Below are 18,601 nucleotides of genomic sequence, written 5' to 3' on the forward strand. Positions count from 1 at the left end.
CCGCGCCCGATCAGAAATTAACCGCCGGTTTACCAAGACTAAGGATAACTGAATCCCGTGTGGGGGCCGTCTGACCGGAGGGCCGATGCGGCGCGTTCTGCTCCTGATATGCCTGTGCGGTCTGCTGGCCGCCCTGCCTGCGCGCATGGCGCAGGCCGGCCCCTGGCCGCGCGGCAAGGGCGACACCTTCCTGTCATTTTCATGGGAACGCGACATCCTGCACGACCGGGGATACGCAACCCTCTACGGCGAATATGGCCTGTCCGACCGGCTGACGCTCGGCGTCGATATCGGCGCAGACCCGGGCGGGCTCGACAAGGCCATCGCCTTCGCCCGCATCCCCTTCGCTCAGGCCCCCGGAGGCATGCGCCTCGCGCTGGAACTCGGCTCGGGCGTTCAGGACTCGCGCCCGGTGCTGCGCCCCGCCATGTCCTTCGGGCGCGGGATCGACATCGCCGGACGCTCCGGCTGGCTGGTGCTCGATATCCGCGCAACCGTCTTTCAGGACAGGTTCGACACCGCATGGGAAAGCGACCTGACACTCGGCCTCGACACCACAGCGCGCATCAAAACCATCCTGCAACTTCAGGCCGGACAACCGCTACAGGGCGATGCCTATCTCAAGCTCGCCCCGTCCTGGGTGATACAGGGCCCGCCTGGTCGCCACATCGAAATCGGCGTGGTGACCGGGCTGAAGAACAGCCGGGCACTGGCGGCGAAAATCGCGCTCTGGCACGACTTCTGAACGCCGCCAGCCCCGCCGCCCGGTCACATCGGGTCGTCGATCCGCACCGTGATCCGCACCGTCCCCTGCACATCCTCGCTCCAGCGCAGCACCACCTGATCGTTCTCCGGCCCCTGCTTGCCCTGGTAATACGGCGTACCATAGTAAACCGCGCCACTGTCATCGCGCAGCGGCCCCGCGGCCACCACCGCATCCACCCCCTGCGCCCAGGCATCGAACGGCAGGCGCGGTCCGGCATCTATGGTCCAGGCCTGCGCCGGGCTGGCCTCGGTATGTTCGATCATGATCGGACTGGCCACCCTGCGGTTCACGTTCTTGAACATGTTGTCGCGGAAGGTGACATTGGAGAACCGGTTGAAATCCAGCGCCGCGAAACTGGTGTCGATCCCCTCGACCCGGTCGACCGGATCGCCGATGATGCGGAACGAATTGCCCGTCATCGTCAGCCCGTTCAGGAAATGCCCCGCCCCGTGCGGCTTGACCACGAAGAAATTGAACCATCGCGCCACATGGCTGGCCAGAAAGGTGTTGTCGGTCACGATCAACTGGCTGAACGAAAACTCGTTCGCGAACTCCGGCGCCTGATCGTGCTCGTTCGACCACTCGATGAAACTGTTGTCCACATAGTTGCCGTTGATCGTGCCCCGGTTATTGGTACGCGTCAGAACCAGCCCCGCCATGCGCGGCGAATTCTGCAACGTATCGCCCTGGAACCAGTGATTGCCGGTCACGATCGTGCTGGAGCCTCCGATCACCGCGAAATGCCGGAAATGCACCGCCCGGTTGTTGCGCAGCTTGACGTCGTTGGCATTGGTGTTGATCGCGATGGACTGCCGGTCCACGGCGGCCAGCGGGCTTTCGTTGGACAGGAACTGGCAGCGGTCGATCAACATCCCCTGACAGCCCTCGCCATGGCTGGTGATGCCGCGATCCTTCGGCCTCGTGATGAAACAATCCCGCAGCGCAAAGCCGCTGCCGGTCGGCGGCAACAGGATGCCGCTGCATTCACCGCCGCACTGGAACTCGATATCCGACAGGGTAAAGCGCCCCAGATCCTCGAACCCGCTGAAATCGAGGATGTATTTGAACCGCCGGAAGGTGAACAGCTGCGAGCCGTCCGCATCGTAGAGCGGCGCGCTCAACTCCACGCTTTGCGCCGCAATGTTCTTCGCGCGCACGTAAACCTCGCGCCCCACGCCATTGCCTTCCACCAGCGCGCCCACCGGCACGTTGGCCACATTCACCACCCCGGTCAGCCGCTTGGGATCGTTGGGCGAATAGCTCGCTTGCGAGGTCGCCACCTCGGTCTCCCAGGCCGGGCCGGAATAGATCGAAAACTGCCCGTTGCGGATCACCCGCCGCTGGTTGAAATAGGTCCGGTTGGCCAGCGCCGCCTGCATGTCGATGGGCGCGCGCACCCCGATGAGCCGCCCCCCCAGATCGAGCGAGTCATGCCCTGCCGTGTTCAGCAGCGCCTGAAACGCCTTTTTGAAGGCCAGTTCCTCGTCATCGCCGAACGCGTCGATATAGGCGGGCAGGTCGAAATTCTTCGTCAGGCCAAGGATCTTGTCCTCGGGCATCGCAACCGACCCTTCGAATCGCACCCGGTTCTGAAAGGTCACGCTGTCGGCAAGGTAATAGGTACCCTGCGGCACCAGCACCTCGCGCCCGTTCGCCGCCGCATCGGCCCGCTCGAAGGCGGCGGAATCGTCGCTCACACCATCGCCCAGCGCACCGTAGTCGCGCACGTCCACCACGCTCAGCATATCGCGCAGGAACACATGGGTGACATCCTCGATCGCGATGTCGTCGATGCGCACCACGCCGCCGCTCGGGCCGGTCAGGTCCAGCCCGAAATGCCCATAGAGCGCCTCGCTCCCCCACACCATATCGACCCCGGTGCGCGCGCCGGTGCCGACAATCGCGCTCACCTCGACCACCTCGCCATAGCTGGTCAGGCTCACCGCCGGGCCCGCCTCGCTCAGCCCGCCGACATGCGCCCCGCCCGCGCCCCCGGCCCAGCCCGCGATGCGCACCGATGGCAGATTGCCCGCCACCGCCTTCACCCGCGCGCTGATCCGCAGGTAACAGCCCGGCAACAGCGGCGTTTCCCCCATATAGCGCAGCTTTTGCACCGTATCGGCCTTCTGGAGTTCCAGCGCCCCGCCAAAATCCTGATCCGCCGGGACAAAGGCCGCATTGACCGCGTTGTCATAGGTATCCGCGCCGGGCGTTCCGTTCCCGCTCGACCACACATCCAGCCCGCCCGCAAATTCGGGCGGCATGAAAACGACCCCGTCGGTGATTGCCTTGTTCATGAGACTTCCCTTTCCGCATCCCGGCCCCACGCGGCCCGGATGTCATACGTATCTGCACGACAGGCACGGCCCGCCGCCGCACCCGATACGCAAGGGAGGTATCAACAAGGAATTAACAGGCCCCGACACCACCGTGACGGTGCCCTGTTCTCAGGAACGAAGACGGATCAGATCACCAGCACCGGGATCGAGGTCAGGCTCGTCACCTTGTGACTGACCGAGCCCAGCATATAGCCCTCCGACGCGCCCAGCCCGCGCGAGCCGACGACGATCAGATCGCAGCCCTTTTCTTCCGCGAAGGACACGATGGTGCGCGCCGACGGGCCGCCCTTGATGAAGGCATGCACCGACTCGACCCCAAGCTCCCCGGCGCGGGCCTTGGCGTGCTCCGCCGCCTCGCGCGACACCGCGCGCATCGCATCGTCCAGGCTGGCGCCGCTCTCGTCGCTGCCCCGCACCATGGACAGCGACGCTTCGAGGATCGAATGATGCCGGTACACCGTCAGCACCATCAGCTCGGCCCCGGTCAGCTTGCACAGTTCGGCCCCCTTCTCCAGCGCGGCCTCGGCCCCCTTGGACCCGTCATAGGCGACAAGTATCTTCCTGAACATCACGACCCCCTCACTTGGAGAATGCCAGATCACGCAGGAACAGCGCGATCTGCGGGAAAAAGATCAACAGCACCGCAACCGACAACAACATGATGATAAAGGGCGGCGTGCCCCTGACCACCTCGGCATAGGGCCGTTTGAACACCGCGATGGCCGTAAAGATATCGCAGCCGAACGGGGGCGTCGCACTCCCGATCGCGACCTGAAGCGTGATGATCGTCCCCACCAGCACCGGGTCCAGCCCGACCGAGGCCACCACCGGCGCGAAGATCGGCACAAGGATCAGGATCACCACAATGGGATCGACGAACATGCAGCCGACGAAAAAGGCGATGGAAATCGTGAACAACACGCCATAGCCGCCCATCTCGTCGATGCCGATGCTGCCCAGCACCTGCTGCGGAATCTGCGCAAAGCTGATGACATAGGAAAACGCCGCGCCGGCCCCGACAAGGATGAACACCACCGCCGTGATCAGCCCGGTGGATTTCGCCGTCGCGTACAACTGCCTGACGTTCATTTCGCGAAACACACCCATCTCCAGGATCAGCGCATAGAGCACACAGGCCGCCGCCGCCTCGGTGGGCGAGAAAATCCCGCCATAGATCCCGCCGACGATGATCACCGGAAAGCCCAGCGGCCACAGCGCACGCTGGATCGCCCGGCCCCGTTCGCCCCAGCTTGCCCTGGGCTCGGTCGGCACGTTGTGCCTGACCGCGTAGAAATACGAATAGACCGAGAACATGAACAGGATCAGAAGCCCCGGCCCGATCCCGGCAATGAACAGTTCCGAAATCGAGGTGCCCGAAACCACGCCGTAAATGATCATCCCGATGGAGGGCGGGATCAGAAAGGCGATATCCGACGAATTGACGATCAGCGCCAGCGCGAAACTGTCGTTATACCCCGCCTTCAGCATCCGCGGGCGCAGCGGCCCGCCCACGGCGACCACCGTCGCCTGGGTCGAGCCCGACACCGCCCCGAACAGCGTACAGGCCGAAGCCGTCGACACCGCCAGACCGCCCTTGAGATGCCCGACAAAGGACATGACCAGGTCGATCAGCCGGTTCGCCGACTGTCCGCGCGTCATGATATCGGCGGCGAAAATGAACATCGGCACCGCGATCAGGCTGGCGGGCCGTATCCCGCCCAGAATCTGCTGCACCATGGTGTCCAACTGGCCAAACCCGCCAAACAGCGACACGAACCCGATCAGCGATCCCGCGATCAGCGGAATCATCATCGGGAACCCCAGAAGCAAAAGCACGATCATCGTGCCGAAGATTGCGATGGCCATGGCTCAGACCTCCTCTTCGCTGGTATCGTCGTAGCCTTCCAGCGTGCTCGTCGACAGCCAGATATCCTTGTGAATCATGTTCTTGATCGCCGTCAGCGCATATTGCACCCCGGTCAGGAAGAACCCCAGCGGCGCCCAGACGATGATCCACCAGACCGGGATCTGAAGCGCCGGCAGCAACCGCCCGCGCGATGCCTGCGTCATCAGGTAATCCAGCGCATACCACGCCAGCAGGAACATCGCCGCCGACGTCACCAGGGCGATCACCACCATCAACAGCTTGCGCAGCGGCGGTTTCATCGCATCGAAAAACGCCGACATGCGGATATGGCGGCCATGACGCGCGGCATAGGATATCCCGGCGAACGTGATCAGGACGATCAGCGCCTGGTTCACTTCTTCGGAAAAGAAAATGCTCTGGCCCAGCACGAAGCGCCCGACGACATTCGCCATCGTGTTCAGCGCCATGAGCAGGACCCCGACAGCCAGCAACACCGCCTCGATCCGGGCAATGGCAACGTCGATCACCCCGAGAAACCCCGGCAATCCCGAAACGTAACTGGAATCGTCGATATCGTCGTCCGCCACCGGGACGGCCACTTCGGCAAGGAGGTCCGGATCGCTCGCGGACGCGCGTTCTTGTTCAGGCTTCATGGCCGCAATCCTCGGGATAATCTGTCGGGTTGGCGCGGCCGTCGCGAAACGGCCAGCGCCTTGTATCCGGTGCGCAGTCCGCGCGCGCCGGTCAACCGCCGCTCTTGGCGGCTTCCAGATCGGCCTTGAGCTGATCCAGGATCGTCTGTGCCTGATCGCCACCGATCTCCAGGAACTCCTGCTCGACCGACTCCGCCGTCGCCATGAACGGCGCGCGTTCTTCCTCGGTGAGCGTGGTGATGGTCATCGAGGGCTTGGCCTCCATGATCTTCTCCAGCGAGGCTTCGGTCAGGCCGGACTGATACTCGATGATGTAATCGAACGCCGCGTCGATGGCGTTGTTCACCAGTGTCTTGTCCTCGTCCGGCAGCCCGTCATAGAAATCCTTGTTGGCCATGACGGCGGTGGTGAAGTTGTTGTGCCCGGCGCGGGTGATATGGTCGGTCACCTCGTACATCTTCGTCGACTCGATGAAGAAGGCGGGATTTTCCTGCCCCTGGATGATGCCGGTCTGCAACGCGCCATAGACCTCGCCCCACGGCAGCGGCGTCGGCGTGGCGCCGAAGGCCTTGTAGCTTTCCACCAGCAGCGGGTTGGTCATGACCCGGAACTTCACTTCGTTCAGATCGTCCGGGCCGCTGACCGGCTCGGTCGTGGTCATCATCACCTCGCCCTCGGGGAACATCGTCAGCAATTCCAGCCCCTGCTCGGCATAAAGCGGCGGGAACAACTCGTTGATGGCCTTGGAATTTTCAAAGAAGCTGGCCAGCGTCTCGGTGTCCTGCGGCAGCAGATACGGCACGAAGAACACCTGCGCCTCGGGGATCAGCGCCCCGGTGAACCCCGGCGACTGGTCGACGAATTGCAGGATGCCCGACTGGGTCTGTTCCATGATGCTGTCGGATTCGCCCAGCGTGCCGAAGGGAAACAGCTGGACCGTGTGATCGGAATTGGCCTCGATCTCTTCCTTGAACTTCTGGGCGAATTTGCCCTGAACCTCTTCCATCGCCTCTTCGAACGCGTACCGCCACGTATCGGCCGCGGCGGCGCCCGCGCCCACGAGAAGCGCCATGGCACTGGTCGTCAAGAGTGATCTGTAAGTCATGTTTTACTCCCTGTCGTTAGACCCCGCCGCAGCGAAACACGCGGGCGGAATGGCTTCCAGGTTGCGGGGAAAACTCCCACACTGGCTACCGTCAAACTCCAAGGACAACTTTTTCAAGTCAATTGATATATTAAATCATGACAATTTTCGCCGTGGTTTTCAGAGCCTTTCCACGGCTGGCTGCGCAGGGCCGCTTGCCAGGGAGGCCAGCGTGTTCAGCGCCAGCTTCAGATCGCGCAACCCGACACCGCCCAGACACAGCCGGACGGCCGGGCCTGTTTCGGACACCGCGAAACCGGCGCCCGCCGAAACCGCCACCCCGTGCTCCAGCGCCGTTTGCCTGAACGCCCGCTCGTCCTGCGTGTCCGCCAGCGCCAGCCAGCGATGCAGCCCCTGATCCCCGCCGAGACAGCGCACCCCCAGAAGATTCTGCGCCAGCCGGTTGCGCAGCACCAGTTCCGCGCGCTGCGCCTCCAGCAACCGATCGGCGCTGCCGGTCTTCATCCAGTCCGACGCGATCTCCGCAATCAGCGGCGTCGCCATCCACGACACCGACAGATGCCTGCTGGCGGCGCAATCCGTCAGATAATCGGGCGTCACCAGAAACCCCAGCCGCAGCCCCGGCGCAAGGCACTTGGTCAGGCCGGTGCAATACAGCGTCCGGTCGGGGGCGAAACTCGCGATCGGCGGGGGCCGCCGCGAAACCAGCGGCCCCAGCGGATCGCTTTCCAGAATGACCAGCCCGGCAATTTCCGCCGCCCGCGCCAGCGCCGCCCGCCGCTCCCGGTCGATGACGCGGGCGAAGGGACCGGCCCCCGACGGCAACAGGAACACCGCCTTCATCTGCCCCGACGCCGCCTGCGCCGCCTCGATCAGAGCCTCCGGCAGCATCCCGCGCTCATCCCCGGCGATGCCCTGCAACCGCAGATGCAGATGCTGCGCGACCGGCCTCATCGAATGGCAGGTCGCGCTTTCCGTCGCGATCACGTCCCCCGGACTCGCCACTGCCGCCAGGGCGACGAACATCGCCGGGGTGACCCCGTTGGTCACCAGAATCCGCTCGCGCGGAACCGTCAGGCCACAGCGTTTCAGCCAGGCCTGCGCCATCTCTCCGTAATGCGACGAGGCCCGTCCGGGGCGTGAATCGTGAAAGGCCCCCTCCGGCAACCGCCCCGCCACGCGATGCAACGAGTCGGCCCAGGCTTCGGCGATCTGCGGCAGGCAGACCGGAGTCATCAGCGACAGGTCCATCGGCGGGCGCTCGGTGGCCCCGTGATGCCACGGCATTTTCAGCGTTTCGCGCGGCCCCCTGTTCACATAGGTTCCGCGCCCCACCTCGCCGGTGACCAGATCCGCCCGAATCAGCTCTTCATAGGCGCGGCTGACCGTCTGAACCGAAATCTTCAACCGCCATGCCATGTCGCGATGCGGCGGCAGGCGGTCTCCCGGCTGCAACGTCCCCGCCTGAATGGCTGCGGCAATGCCCTGCGCCAGACTGCGATAGGCCGGTCTGGAGATATCTTCGGGGGTAAGGGGCCAGTGCGACATGGCGCTCAGCGTCGCGCAGCCGCCCCGGCTTGTCCAGCAGTTGCTACTGCACCTGCAAACTTAGCAAATAGGCCACCAGATCGACCACCGGGGTCGAGGTGATCACCGGCTGGCCGCTCTCGGTGCGCAACGATGCCCCGTCGCCGTCGAAGAAATCGCCATAGACCGGCATCTGGCTGCCATGCGCCACCAGCGGATCGCGCCCATCGATCCGCTTGACCACCCGTTCCATCGGGAACACGCCGTCATTGCCCGCGCTCAGGGCGGTCAGGTCGCTGGGCTGCACCGTCAGAACGGCATGCATCGGCCCCTGCCCCGTGGCCCCGGCGCCGTGGCAGGCCGCGCAATACCGGTCATACAGCGCCTCGCCGGTCGCCGCGTCCCCCTCCGCCGCCGCCGCCGCCGAAGCGCTCAGGGCCACGGCTAGGGACAGAACACTCAGGTCAAACACTCGGGTCATGGTCTTGCTCCTCCTGATGGGGCCGCGCGATCAGCCCCGTTGAATGCTGGCCAGATACAGCGCCAGGGCCAGCAGCGCCCGCGGCGTTTCCACCCTCTCGCCCGTGGCCGGATCGTGCCACGTTACACGCGGCCCGTCCAGCAGCGGGCCGAATTGCGGCATTTCGTGAAACTGCCCCGGATAGCCGTGAATGCGCGCCATCGCCGCCGCATAGGGAAACACCCCGCCATTGCGCGCCGCCAGCCGCGTCAGATCCGCCGGCGGCACGGACAGATCCCCGGCCAGAGGCCCGTCGCCCCGCGCCCCCGCGCCATGGCACGAGATGCAATAGGCCACATATAACTGTGCGCCGTTCTCTGCCTGCGCTTCGGCCCCGGTCTCGGGCGCCGGCACGCACCCCGCCACGGACAACGCGGCCAAAGCCGCCAGAATGGGTTTCATCGTCATGGTCCCGCCGCCTGTTTCCATCACTCATCAAGCCCCATCGCCCCGCGCGGCGCATTGATCTCGATCAGACACGGCCTGCGCCCGGCCACGTCAGTCCAGCCCGGCCAGCCCCCGCACCTGCGCCCAGACGCTCTCGTCCAGCGCCACGGGATCGGCGAGGCGCTTGCCCTGCCCCGGCATCCGCGCACCGCTGTCACCGTCCAGCGCCACACCCGCCCCGACCTGCGCCAGCCGCTCGAAAAACGCCCCCGACGCCTCCGGGTCCATCAACAGGTAATACTGGCCCAGATCGTGCGGCGGACCGTCTGGCGCTTTCAGCGGTGTCACGTCCCGGCTGACCACGCCGCCGGTCATGCCCGCCGCCAGCAGTTCCGCCATCAGGCCGAACCCCCAGCCCTTGTAGCCCCCCACCGACACCAGCGACCCGGCCAGCGCCGCCTCGGGGTCGGTCGTGGGGCGGCCTTCGGCATCCACCGCCCAGCCCTCGGGAATGGGCTCTCCGGCGGCCTTCGCCATGGTGATCTTGCCCAGCGCCACGGTGGTGGTGGACTGATCGAACTGCATCGCGATCCCGCCCTGCCCGTCGGGCACCGAGAACGCGATCGGATTGGTGCCGATCACCCGGGTCTTGCCCCCCGGCGGCGCGACGATGGGCGAGGCATTGGTCAGCCCCAGCCCGATCAGCCCCGCACGCGCGATCTGTTCGGTGAAATAGCCAAGGCTGGTGCAGGTATGCGCATGCCCCACCGCAAGGCTCGCCACACCGCATTCCCGCGCAGCCTCCAGCGCCTGCGGCAACCCACGGGCAAAGGCAGGCTGCGCAAAGCCGAATTTCGCATCCACCTCGACCACACCGGGACGCGGGCGCGTGACCACCGGCTCGGCATCGCCCCGGACCCGGCCGCTCTCCAACTGGCTGCAATAGCTTTCGAGGTAATAGAGCCCGCAAATCCGGTTGCCGACGCTTTCCGCCTTGCGCACCGCATCGGCCACGCAATCGGCCACCCAGCCCGCCGCGCCATGGCGCACCAAGGCCGCCTTCGTTACCCGTTCGATCTCGTCCAGCGCAACGTCAACCATCCGTGCCCCCATCCGTTTCAAATGTCGCGGCACATTGATCAGGGCCATGCGTCAGGTCAATTCAAACCTTCTGAACGGCCTTTCAGTTTCACAGAACCGGGCCCCGGCCCGCTCAGCCCGCCACCACCTGCCCCTGATCCAGCCGCACCACGCGATCCATCCGCGCCGCCAGATCGAGGTTATGCGTGGCGATCAGCGCCGACAACCCGGTTTCGCGCACCAGTGTCATCAGCGCCCCGAACACCTGATCCGAGGTCGCCGGATCGAGATTGCCGGTCGGCTCGTCCGCCAGCAACAGGCGCGGCGCGTTGGCCAGCGCCCGGCAAAACGCGACCCGCTGCTGCTCGCCCCCCGACATGGCCGAGGGCCGGTGATCGGCCCGCGCCCCGATCCCGACCCGCGCCAGCAGGTCGGCGGCGCGGGTCTGCGCCTCAGCCCTGGCTATGCCGTTGGCCAGTTGCGGCAGCACGATGTTTTCCAGCGCCGTGAACTCGGGCAACAGGTGATGGAACTGGTACACGAATCCCACCTCCTGACGGCGCGCCACCGTGCGGCGGCGGTCGCTCAACCCGGTGTAATCGGTCCCGCCGATCCGCACCGTCCCGCTGTCGGGCGTGTCCAGCAGCCCGGCGATATGCAACAGCGTCGACTTGCCCGCGCCCGACGGCGCGACCAGCGCCACCATCTCGCCCGCGCGCACCTGCAACGCGGCCTCGTCCAGAACGCGCACCTCGTTTTCGCGGCCCTTGTTATAGGTCTTCGACACGCCCTCCAGCGCCAGCATCGCCTCACTCATAGCGCAGGGCCTCCACCGGGTTCATCCGCGCCGCGCGCCGCGCCGGAAAGATCGTCACCACGAAACTCAGCCCCAGCGACAGCGCCACCGCCGACATCACGTCAGCAAACTGCAACTGCGCGGGCAGATGATAGATGCCGCGAATGGACGGGTCCCAGACCTGCCCGCCCATCATCATGTTGATGAAGCTGAAGATCGGGTCGATATAGATCGCGAACAGGCAGCCAAGGATCACCCCGCACACCGTGCCGATGATCCCGGTGAACGCCCCGCAGATGAAAAACACCCGCAGCACCGATCCTTCGGTCAGGCCCATGGTGCGCAGGATACCGATATCGCGCCCCTTGTTCTTGACCAGCATGATCAGCCCGCTGGTGATGTTCATCGCCGCGATCAGAACGAGGATCGACAGGATCACGAACATCACGTTGTCCTCGACCTCCAGCGCGCGCAGGAACCCGCCGCTGGCGTCCTTCCACGTCCAGACCTGCGCCCGCTCGCCCGCCGCCTGTATCAGCGGCAGCGTCATGGCGTCCACGCCGTCCGGGTCGGTCACCATCACCTCCAGCTCATCCGCACGCCCCTCGCGGTTGAAGAACCCCTGCGCCTCCTCGAAGGGCAGGTAAACGCGCACCCGGTCGATATCGTAGCGTCCGGCGCTGAACACATAGACCACGTCATAGGCATTCACCCGCGGGCTGGTGCCAAAGGCCGTCTTGACCCCGTTGGGCGAAATCAGCTTGATCCGGTCGCCCACGTTCACGCCCAAGTCCCGCGCCACGCCCGAGCCAATGGCGATCCCGCTCTCGAAAGCGTCGATATCGCCCTGCGACGTTTCCGGGTCGGCAATGCGCGGAATGCCCTTCAGGTCGTCGGCCCGGATGCCGAACACCTGCACCCCCGCGTTTTCCTGCCGGGCATTGGCCATCACCTGCCCCTTGATCAGCGGCGCCACCCGCGTCACGCCCTCGACGGCGCGCACCCGCTCGGCCATGGCCTCGTAATCCGCGATGGTCCGGTCCAGCCGCCCGGTCTGCGTATCGACCTCACCCATGCTGTAGACCGTGACATGCGCATTCGCCCCGAGGATCGTATCCACGAACTCGGCCCGGAACCCCGAGCGCACCGCCAGCGTCGCCACCAGCGCGAACACCGCCAGCGTGATTCCGATCAGGCTGATCCACGTCATGACGCTGACACCGCCCTCGGCCCGCTTGGCCCGCAGATAGCGCCAGGCGATCATCCATTCAAAAGGCGCGAAGGGCGCGGTGGTGCCTGCCATGTGTCAGCCTCTGCTCAATCTCTCGGGATCGGGTTCGCGCGGACAGTGGGGCTTGCGCCCGGCAAGGTCAAGCCGGGGGCGGCAATTGCCGCCTCTCGGGTGGTCCATCCCCGATTTGCGTCCCTAATGGGCGCACAGTTCCCTGCCGGGCGCGATTTTCGTACAAAACCCGCGTACACTTCGTACAAAACGTACAAAACTACGCCCTGGCCTCGGAGCGCCTGCGCCCCAGCAGCGCCAACCCGCCAAACAGCCCTGCAAACAGGCCGTATCCCGCAAGGAACCCGATACCGGCAAGGCCCAGCCCGGCGCCGGTGACCGGCACGGCGGGCTTGAAATCCCCCCAAGCCTTCTGCGCCAGTTCGAGATCGGTAAAACGACCTGCATTCAATATCTTACCAATCGTTGTTGACCTTCGGATCGCGGCCAGATCCTCACTCAGCATCTGGTGACGGTTCAGCACGTAACCCATTGAAATTGCGCGCGCTTCGCCCATTCTGCCGCCCTGACGCAAATCTTCCAGCGCGGCCTCACGGTCAAGGCCAAGCCCCGCCGCATCCGCGTCGAACTGCGCCACCACCGCCGAAAGTTCCTCCACCGCACCTGAAAGACGCTGCGTATACTGTTGAGAATACTCGGGAAATTGCGACAGCCCGACCGCACCGGCCAAGCCGCCCGCCATGGCGATTGTCCTGATAATCATATGTCCTGCCTCTTTTTTAGAGGCAGTATAGCAATCTTACAGCCAGGTGTGGAACGACCGTTTCGCCATCGGCTCGGCACGGGCGACGGAATGGTGCGGAGCGTATATTTTCGCAACCTTTTCAACGGCTTGCTCCGGCGGCAATTCTTCGCTCCCGCCCGTCCGGCGGCAGGTCAGTTCGACCACCCCGTTCTTCAGCCCCCGCGGCCCCACCGTGATCCGCCACGGCAACCCGATCAGATCCTGCGTCGCGAACTTCGCCCCCGCCCGGTCATCGGTATCGTCGTAAAGCGGCTCCAGCCCAAGGGCTTCGATGGATTTATAGATCGCCTCACAGGCCGCGTCGGCCTCGCTATCCCCTTGTTTCAGATTGACAATTCCGACATGGAAGGGAGTCACGCCCTCGGGCCAGATGATGCCCTTGTCGTCATGGCTGGCCTCGATGATCGCCCCCACAAGGCGGCTCACCCCGATCCCGTGGCTGCCCATATGCACCGGCACGGGCTTGCCGTCCGGCCCCTGCACCGTCGCGCCCATCGGCTCGGAATACTTTGTTCCGAAATAGAAAATCTGCCCCACCTCGATTCCCCGCGCCACCCGGCGGCGCCCTTCGGGAACCTGCTGGAACACGGCCTCGTCATGGGTTTCGTCCGTCCGCGCATACCGTGAGGTGAATTCCTCCAGCACCGCCTGACACTGCGCGACATCGTCATAGTCGATCTCACGGTCGCCAAAACGCAGATCGGTGATCTCGCTGTCATAGAACACCTCGGACTCGCCGGTTTCGGCCAACACAAGGAATTCATGGGTATAATCGCCCCCGATCGGCCCCCCGTCGGCGCGCATCGGGATCGCTTGCAGGCCCATCCGCTCGTAGGTCCGCAGGTAGCTGACCAGATGACGGTTATAGGCGTGCAGCGCGTCTTCCTTGGTCAGATCGAAGTTATAGCCGTCCTTCATGAAAAATTCGCGCCCGCGCATCACACCGAACCGGGGGCGGATTTCGTCCCGGAATTTCCACTGGATATGATAGAGCGTCAGCGGCAGATCCTTGTAACTGCCCACGTGCGAGCGGAAAATATCGGTGATCAGCTCCTCGTTCGTCGGGCCGTACAGCATGTCGCGGTCATGCCGGTCGGTGATCCGCAACATTTCCTCGCCATAATCGTCATAGCGCCCCGATTCACGCCACAGATCCGCCGATTGCAGGGTCGGCATGAGCATCGGGATATGGCCCGCGCGCATCTGCTCCTCGTGAACGATGTTTTCCAGCTTGCGCAGCACCTTGAAACCAAGCGGAAGCCAGGAATAGATGCCGGCGCTGGCCTGCTTGATCATGCCGGCCCGCAACATCAGGCGGTGGCTGGCGATCTGCGCCTCGGCAGGCGTTTCCTTGAGCACGGGCAGGAAGTAACGGGACAGGCGCATGTTGGACCCTCGCGGCAAATTTGCGTTTTGCCCCGTTTATGGCTTTGCGCCCTGGCAGACAAGCCATCGCAAGCCGTTTTCGCGCCGCCCGCTCTTGCAAGCCCGGCCCGCTTGGGCGATGTCTAAGAGCCAACAACCACCGAGGCGCGCATGGCTCTGCCGGTCAAGACACAGATGAAATACTGGGGCATCGCATCGGCGGTGATCCTGATCGTGCTGTGGTTTCTGGGCGACGTGATCCTGCCCTTCGTTCTGGGCGGCGCAATTGCTTATTTCCTTGATCCTGTCGCCGACCGGCTGGAGCGCATGGGCGCCACCCGCGCCGTCGCAGTAACCGTGATCACGCTGATCGCGCTGATGATTTTCGCAATCATGGCGCTGCTCGTGGTGCCGACCCTGATCGAACAGACGGTCAGCCTGTTCGAAACCGCGCCCAAGCTGGTCAACAGGTTTCAGGAGGCCCTGACCCAACGCTTCCCCTCGATCGTCGATCAGGAATCGACCCTGCGCAAATCGCTGATCGCCCTCGGAGAAACGATTCGGGACCGCGGGGGCGAAGTTCTGCAATCCGTGCTCAGTTCGGCGGCATCGCTGATCAACGTGGTCCTGCTGTTCGTGATCGTGCCGGTCGTGGCGTTTTACCTGCTTTATGACTGGGATCGCATGATCGCCTCCATCGACGACCTGCTGCCGCGCGACCACGCGCCGGTGATCCGCAAGCTGGCGGGGCAAATCGACAACACGCTGGCCAGCTTCATTCGCGGCATGGGCACGGTATGCCTGATCCTCGGCACCTATTATGCCGTCGCGCTGATGCTGGTGGGGCTGCAATTCGGCCTTGTGGTCGGGGCCGTGGCCGGGCTGATCACCTTCATTCCTTACGTGGGCGCGGTGGTGGGCGGCGCCCTGGCCATCGGGCTGGCGCTGTTCCAGTTCTGGGGCGACTGGCTGTCGATCGGCCTTGTCGCGGGCATCTTCGCACTGGGGCAGGTGATCGAAGGCAACGTCCTGACCCCCAAGCTGGTCGGCAATTCGGTCGGCTTGCACCCTGTCTGGCTGATCTTCGCGCTGTCGGTCTTCGGCGCGCTCTTCGGCTTCGTGGGGATGCTTGTGGCCGTGCCGGTGGCCGCCGCCATCGGGGTTCTGGCGCGCTTTGCGATCAGCCAATACACCAACAGCCGCCTCTATCGCGGCCTGTCGCAAACGGACGACTGATGGCCGAACAACTCAGCTTTGACCTGCCCGTGCGCGAGGCACGGGGCCGCGAGGATTTCTTTGTCTCTCCCGCCAATGCCGAGGCCGTGGCGATGATCGAAGGCTGGCAGGGCTGGCCCTCGCACAAGCTGGTCCTGACCGGCCCGCCGGGGTCCGGAAAGACGCATCTGGTCCATGTCTGGGCCGCGCTGTCGGGCGCGCGCATCGTCTCTGCGGCAGATCTGCCCGAGGCCGACATTCCCGATCTGGCCAGCGGTCCTGTCGCCATCGAGGATTGCGACGCCATCGCCGGGAACCGCCCCGCCGAAGAGGCCCTGTTTCACCTCCACAATCTTGCAATGGCCGAGGGGCGTTCGATCCTGTTCACCGCCGAAAAGCCCGCCAACCTGTGGAACCTCACCCTGCCCGATCTGGCCAGCCGGATGCAGGGCACCCCCGCCAGCCCGCTGCATGAACCCGACGATACGCTGCTTGGGGTCGTCCTGATGAAACTTCTGGCCGACCGGCAATTGTCGCCCACGCCCAACACGGTGCCCTATCTGGTGCGCCGCATCGACCGCTCTTTCGCCGCTGCGCGCGACGTCGTGGCCCGGCTGGATTCGCTGTCCCTGTCCACGGGCCGGCCGATCAATCGCGCGCTTGCGGCAAAGCTGCTGGACAATGCCTGAAACCGGCGGCAGACTCGGTCATCTTCCCGTTACATGACACCGCCATAAGGCCCGCATGACACAAGCAGATTTCCTCAAATCCCCGATGCCCGAAGCGACCGAAATGCCCGATCTCGATCAAGAGGGGCCGGGACGTTTCTATAACCGCGAACTCAGCTGGCTGGGGTTCAACTGGCGCGTATTGGAAGAAGCGCAGAATACGCGGGTTCCCCTGCTGGAACGGCTGCGTTTCCTGTCGATCTCGGCCACCAACCTGGACGAATTCTACAACGTGCGCGTGGCCGGTCTGCGCGAGCTGGCCCATGCCGGCAACACCACCCCCGCCGCCGACGGGCTGACCCCCGCCGAACAGCTTGTGCTGATCAACGAGGACGCGCGCAAACTGCTCGAGGCGCAACAGGACACCTACGAAACCCTGCGCCGCGAGATGGAGGACGAGAACATCTCGATCCTCGACAATACCAGCCTGACGGCGGATGACCGCGCCTATCTGGCCGATGTCTTCCTGAACAACGTGTTTCCGGTCCTGTCGCCCCTGGCGATCGACCCGGCGCACCCCTTCCCCTTCATTCCCAACCTCGGCTACTCGCTCGCCCTTCAGCTCGAGCGCAAATCCGACAAGCGCCCCCTGCAAGCGCTGCTGCCCATCCCGCAGCAGATCGACCGTTTCGTCAGCCTGCCCGCCCCCCATGGCACCCACCGGGTGATCCCGTTGGAGGAATTGCTGCTGGTGCATCTCGACAGCCTGTTCCCCGGCTACAAGCACAAGGGGCACTGTTCCTTCCGGGTGCTGCGCGACAGCGATCTGGAAGTCGAGGAAGAGGCCGAGGATCTGGTGCGCGAATTCGAGGTCGCCCTGAAACGCCGCCGCCGCGGCGAAGTGGTGCGCATGAAGATTTCCTCGGGCGCCCCCGAGGCCCTGCGCCGCGTCATCATGGACGAACTGCACGTCAACCCCGACGAGGTGGTCGAGGTCGAAGGCATGATCGGGCTGGCGGACCTCAAGGAGCTGGTGCTCGAGGACCGTCCCGACCTGCTGTGGCCGTCCTTCACGCCACGTGTCCCCGAACGGGTGCAGGATCACGACGGCGACATGTTCGCGGCGATCCGGCAAAAGGACATGCTGCTGCACCACCCTTACGAAACCTTTGACATGGTGGTGCGGTTTCTGGCGCAGGCCGCGCGCGACCCCGACGTGGTGGCGATCAAGCAGACGCTTTACCGCACGTCCAAGGACAGCCCCATCGTCAGCGCCCTGTGCGAAGCCGCCGAAGACGGCAAATCGGTCACCGCGCTGGTCGAACTGAAAGCCCGCTTTGACGAGGCCGCCAATATCCGCCAGTCCCGACGGCTGGAGCGTTCGGGCGCGCATGTGGTCTATGGCTTTCTCGATCTGAAAACCCACGCCAAGATTTCCACCGTGGTCCGCCGCGAAGGCGATCAGCTGGTGACCTATACCCATTACGGCACCGGCAACTATCACCCGATCACCGCGCGCATCTATACCGATCTCAGCCTGTTCACCTGCGATGCCGCGCTCGGGCGGGACGCAACCAAGGTGTTCAACTACCTGTCGGGCTACGCGCAGCCCGAAAGGCTGGAGAACCTTGCGATCTCGCCGATCACGCTCAAACCGCGCCTGCTCGAGATGATCGCGAACGAGGCCGAGAACGCCCGCAACGGCAAGCCCGCCGCGATCTGGGCCAAGATGAACGCGCTGATCGAACCCGATGTGATCGACGCGCTCTATGCCGCCAGCCAGGCGGGCGTGAAAATCAGCCTCGTGGTGCGCGGCATCTGCGGCCTGCGCCCTGGCGTCAAGGGGCTCAGCGACAACATTCGCGTCAAATCCATCGTCGGGCGTTTCCTTGAGCATTCGCGCATCGTCTGTTTCGGCAACGGGGCCGACCTGCCCTCGAAAAAGGCGCGGGTCTATATCAGTTCCGCCGACTGGATGGGCCGCAACCTGAATCGCCGCGTCGAAACGCTGGTCGAAATCCAGAACCCGACCGTCAAGGCACAGATCGTCAGTCAGGTGATGGCCGCCAACATGGCCGACATCGCGCAAAGCTGGGTGATGGCCCCCGACGGCAGTTTTACCCGCGCCGACCCGCCCGAAGGCGCGTTCGCCTTCAACTGTCACCGCTTCTTCATGGAGAACCCGTCGCTGTCCGGGCGCGGATCGGCCGGGGCGTCGGACGTCCCCAAACTGACCCACACCGAAGATTGACGGCCCCGCCCTGC

17 protein-coding genes are annotated in these 18,601 nt (G+C 64.6%); 4 read left to right on the forward strand and 13 right to left on the reverse strand.

Going from position 1 to position 18,601, the window contains the following annotated elements:
* Positions 1-85: 85 nt before the first annotated feature.
* A complete protein-coding gene (locus tag BUB53_RS03095; protein WP_084728821.1) occupies positions 86-745 on the forward strand; it encodes a hypothetical protein in 660 nt (219 codons plus the stop codon).
* A gap of 23 nt (positions 746-768) precedes the next feature.
* On the opposite strand, the gene BUB53_RS03100 is transcribed toward BUB53_RS03095, so the two are convergent.
* The 13 genes from BUB53_RS03100 to proS all read right to left on the reverse strand — a co-directional run bounded on the left by BUB53_RS03100 (position 769) and on the right by proS (position 14,474).
* Entirely contained in the window at positions 769-3,063 is a 2,295-nt protein-coding gene (locus BUB53_RS03100) for a glycosyl hydrolase family 28-related protein (RefSeq protein ID WP_073032587.1), read from the reverse strand.
* Between the two features lie 167 nt (positions 3,064-3,230).
* Positions 3,231-3,674: a universal stress protein gene (locus BUB53_RS03105; protein WP_073032589.1), complete on the reverse strand. Its 444-nt coding sequence runs from the start codon at positions 3,672-3,674 to the stop codon at positions 3,231-3,233.
* A 10-nt stretch (positions 3,675-3,684) separates the two neighbouring features.
* Positions 3,685-4,971 (reverse strand): TRAP transporter large permease, encoded by a 1,287-nt coding sequence (locus tag BUB53_RS03110; RefSeq protein WP_073032591.1) that lies wholly within the window; start codon positions 4,969-4,971, stop codon positions 3,685-3,687.
* 3 nt (positions 4,972-4,974) lie between these two features.
* A complete protein-coding gene (locus BUB53_RS03115) occupies positions 4,975-5,625 on the reverse strand; it encodes a TRAP transporter small permease (RefSeq protein WP_084728823.1) in 651 nt (216 codons plus the stop codon).
* Positions 5,626-5,716: 91 nt separating this feature from the next.
* The gene (locus BUB53_RS03120) at positions 5,717-6,730 is read right to left on the reverse strand and encodes a TRAP transporter substrate-binding protein (protein WP_073032594.1); all 1,014 of its coding nucleotides are present in this window, start codon (positions 6,728-6,730) and stop codon (positions 5,717-5,719) included.
* A gap of 159 nt (positions 6,731-6,889) precedes the next feature.
* Entirely contained in the window at positions 6,890-8,278 is a 1,389-nt protein-coding gene (ehuR, locus tag BUB53_RS03125) for a MocR-like ectoine utilization transcription factor EhuR (protein ID WP_073032596.1), read from the reverse strand.
* Positions 8,279-8,321: 43 nt separating this feature from the next.
* Positions 8,322-8,738, reverse strand: a complete 417-nt coding sequence (locus BUB53_RS03130) for a c-type cytochrome (protein WP_073032598.1) — start codon at positions 8,736-8,738, stop codon at positions 8,322-8,324.
* 30 nt (positions 8,739-8,768) lie between these two features.
* Positions 8,769-9,185, reverse strand: a complete 417-nt coding sequence (locus tag BUB53_RS03135; RefSeq protein ID WP_159437757.1) for a c-type cytochrome — start codon at positions 9,183-9,185, stop codon at positions 8,769-8,771.
* Positions 9,186-9,275: 90 nt separating this feature from the next.
* Complete coding sequence (locus tag BUB53_RS03140; RefSeq protein ID WP_073033696.1) at positions 9,276-10,265, reverse strand: Ldh family oxidoreductase; 990 nt, start codon at positions 10,263-10,265, stop codon at positions 9,276-9,278.
* Positions 10,266-10,377: 112 nt separating this feature from the next.
* Positions 10,378-11,061, reverse strand: coding sequence for an ABC transporter ATP-binding protein (locus BUB53_RS03145; RefSeq protein ID WP_073032600.1), 684 nt, complete (start codon positions 11,059-11,061; stop codon positions 10,378-10,380).
* Entirely contained in the window at positions 11,054-12,343 is a 1,290-nt protein-coding gene (locus BUB53_RS03150; protein ID WP_073032602.1) for a lipoprotein-releasing ABC transporter permease subunit, read from the reverse strand. The genes BUB53_RS03145 and BUB53_RS03150 overlap by 8 nt, the downstream gene beginning before the upstream one ends.
* Before the next feature lie 199 nt (positions 12,344-12,542).
* Positions 12,543-13,046 (reverse strand): DUF2937 family protein, encoded by a 504-nt coding sequence (locus BUB53_RS03155; protein ID WP_073032604.1) that lies wholly within the window; start codon positions 13,044-13,046, stop codon positions 12,543-12,545.
* Between the two features lie 36 nt (positions 13,047-13,082).
* Positions 13,083-14,474: a proline--tRNA ligase gene (proS, locus tag BUB53_RS03160; RefSeq protein ID WP_073032607.1), complete on the reverse strand. Its 1,392-nt coding sequence runs from the start codon at positions 14,472-14,474 to the stop codon at positions 13,083-13,085.
* Positions 14,475-14,624: 150 nt separating this feature from the next.
* Between proS and BUB53_RS03165 the strand changes: the two genes are divergently transcribed.
* The 3 genes from BUB53_RS03165 to BUB53_RS03175 are packed head-to-tail and all read left to right on the forward strand — an operon-like array spanning position 14,625 to position 18,587.
* A complete protein-coding gene (locus BUB53_RS03165) occupies positions 14,625-15,689 on the forward strand; it encodes an AI-2E family transporter (protein ID WP_073032609.1) in 1,065 nt (354 codons plus the stop codon).
* Complete coding sequence (locus BUB53_RS03170; protein ID WP_073032611.1) at positions 15,689-16,357, forward strand: P-loop NTPase family protein; 669 nt, start codon at positions 15,689-15,691, stop codon at positions 16,355-16,357. Before BUB53_RS03165 ends, BUB53_RS03170 begins: the two co-directional genes overlap by 1 nt.
* A 55-nt stretch (positions 16,358-16,412) precedes the next feature.
* A complete protein-coding gene (locus BUB53_RS03175; protein WP_073032613.1) occupies positions 16,413-18,587 on the forward strand; it encodes an RNA degradosome polyphosphate kinase in 2,175 nt (724 codons plus the stop codon).
* Positions 18,588-18,601 lie beyond the last annotated feature (14 nt).

It is taken from the genome of Roseovarius pacificus (assembly GCF_900142665.1).
In the GTDB taxonomy this organism is placed as follows: domain Bacteria; phylum Pseudomonadota; class Alphaproteobacteria; order Rhodobacterales; family Rhodobacteraceae; genus Roseovarius; species Roseovarius pacificus.